Raw genomic sequence first — 2,541 nt, 5'->3', positions numbered from 1 at the left:
CGACAGGAGGAAGTGCTCCTCGCAGTACGCCGATCAGCCCTTGACAGCGCCGGCCGTGGAGCCGCCGACGATGTAGCGCTGCAGGAACTGGTACAGGATGATCACCGGGACCATGATCATCACCGAGCCGGCAGCGAACACGCCCAGGTTGTTGGAGCGGTTCTCGGACAGCAGGCCGTACAGGCCCACCGCCAGGGTCTTGTTCTCGTCACTGGTCAGGAAGATCGAGCCCAGCAGGAACTCCGAGAGCACGCCCACCAGGGACAGCAGCAGGGTGGTGGCCAGGATCGGCACCAGCGCCGGCAGCAGGATCCGGGTGAACACCTGCCAGTGGTTGGCGCCGTCGATGATGGCGGCTTCGTCCAGCTCCTTCGGCACCGTGTCGAAGAAGCCCTTGATCAGCCACACCTGTCCCAGCGAGCCGCCCAGCAGGATGATCAGGTAGCCGGGCACGGAGTCCAGCCCCAGCAGGGGGACCACCTTGCCCAGGTCCGAGATCATCGTGTAGATCGCGATCATCGAGAGAATCGCCGGGAACATCATCACCAGCAGCAGCGACAGCAGGCCGATGCGGCGGCCCTTGAAGCGGAAGCGGCTGAAGGCGTACGCGGCCATCACCGAGAGGAACACCTGCACGAAGGCGACGGTGAAGCACACGATGACGGTGTTGAGGTACCAGCGCAGGAACGGGCCGCGCTCGCCGGACAGCAGCGACTCGTAGTGCCGGAAGCTGAACTCCCTGGGGATCAGGCTGGTGGCAGCGACGGTGCCGGTGGGGTTCAGCGACGCCGAGATCACGAACAGGATCGGGAACACGGCGAAGATGACTGCGAGGATGCCGACGATGTGACGCCAGCCGATCTCCGCGAACCAGCGGCCGAAGCTCATCCTGTGCTGGGGGACCTGAGGAGCAGGAATGCTCGACGTGGTCGAGGCAGCGGGTGCAGACATGGGGGCCATCTCCTCAGTTGACGTCTTCGAGAGCACGAGTGAAGCGGAACTGCACGGCCGCCAGGATGCCCGTCAGGACGAACAGCATCACGGACACGGCGGAGGCGAAGCCGAAGTCGGCTCCCGAGCCGCCGAAGGCGATGCGGTAGATCATCGAGATCAGGATGTCCGTGGAGCCGCGGGTGAACTCGCCCGGCGGGAAGGGACCACCCTGGGTGAGCAGCTCGATCGCGTTGAAGTTGTTGAAGTTGAACGCGAAGGAGGCGACCAGCAGCGGGGCCACCGCCACCAGCAGCAGCGGCATCACCACCTTGACGGTTGCCTGGAAGCGGCTGGCCCCGTCGATCTTGGCGGCCTCCAGCACGTCCCCGGGGATGGACTGCAGAGCACCGGTGGAGATGATGAACATGTAGGGGAAGCCCATCCACAGGTTCGTCAGCAGCACCGCCACCTTGGCCAGAGTGGGATCGCCGAACCAGTTGAGGTCGAGGTTCAGCATCTCGTTGATCAGGCCGAAGTCGCGGTTGTAGAAGTTCGACCACACCAGCAGGGCGATGAAGCCCGGCACGGCGTACGGCATCAGCAGGATCGAGCGGTACAGCCGGCGGCCCTTGAGCCGCTCGTCGTTGAGGATCAGTGCCAGGGCGAAGCCCAGGATGAAGGTGGACAGCACCGAACCGGCGGCGAACACCAGGGTCCAGGTGAAGGCACCCAGGAACTGCGAGGCGATGTTCGAGTTGGTGAACAGGCGCTCGTAGTTCTTCGTCCCCACGTTCTGAAGCCAGGACTGGGAGAAGGCGGGACGGCCGTCCTCGCCCACGAAGTACTCCGTGTCGCCCACCTTCGCCACGCTGTACTCGGTGCCGGAAGCGGTGTCGACGATGACGTCGCGCTCCTCGTCGTACTGCAGCACCGTGGTGCCCACGAAGGCCTGGTTCACGCTCAGGGGACGGATCGCGGAGGTGTCGTCCACCGGCACCGCGAGCTGCTGCAGCTCGTTGTACACGGCGTTGACCTCGCGCATGTCCAGCACGTCGCCCTGCGGCACCTCGGTGACGCGGCCGTCGGCCACGGTGACGTCGGAGGCGTCGACCTGCTCCAGCGGCTGCTCCTCGCTGCCGCGGAACACGTCACCGGTCTCGGGCTCCAGCAGCCACAGCTCGAAGGGCCCCTCGGTGGGGGAGCCCATCGTCGCGACCGTCATGTTGTAGCGCGGGGCGTCGGCCGTCTGCTGCACGGAGTTGGAGACGATCGAGTTGATCGCCTGCTCCTTGGTGCCGCGGGTGCCGTCGCCGAAGTTGGTGAAGGAGTACCCCACCGTCAGGATGATCGGGGTGATCAAGAAGACCACCAGGAAGAACGTGCCGGGGAAGAGGTACTTGCCGGGGATGAACCGCTTGGTGGAGTACAGCACGAAGATCGCGATCGCAGAGCCGATCAGGACGATCAGCCACATCCACAGCTGCTGTGCGATCAGGAGCGGAGCGAAGAAGACGACGAGGGCCAGGACCACGCCGAGGAAGAGGACGCGGCCCAGGACGGAGGTGATCGTGGTGGTCCCGCGCGTCTGTTCAGCAGCGGGGGACGAGG

Annotated in this window: 2 protein-coding genes; both read right to left on the bottom strand. The window is 65.2% G+C overall.

Annotated features, from left to right (window positions below; translation table 11 throughout):
• Positions 1-33 precede the first annotated feature (33 nt).
• On the bottom strand, positions 34-951 hold the full coding sequence (locus tag M3B01_RS14470) for a sugar ABC transporter permease (RefSeq protein WP_193865794.1): 918 nt from the start codon (positions 949-951) through the stop codon (positions 34-36).
• Between the two features lie 13 nt (positions 952-964).
• A partial coding sequence (locus tag M3B01_RS14465; RefSeq protein ID WP_259793236.1) for an ABC transporter permease subunit occupies positions 965-2,541 on the bottom strand: 1,577 nt, incomplete at its 5' end.

Origin of the sequence: Brachybacterium sp. p3-SID957 (assembly GCF_025144775.1) — a bacterium.
In the GTDB taxonomy this organism is placed as follows: domain Bacteria; phylum Actinomycetota; class Actinomycetes; order Actinomycetales; family Dermabacteraceae; genus Brachybacterium; species Brachybacterium epidermidis.
The sequence above is the reverse complement of the archived record's forward strand: the minus strand, read 5'-3'. Positions and strand labels throughout refer to the sequence as shown.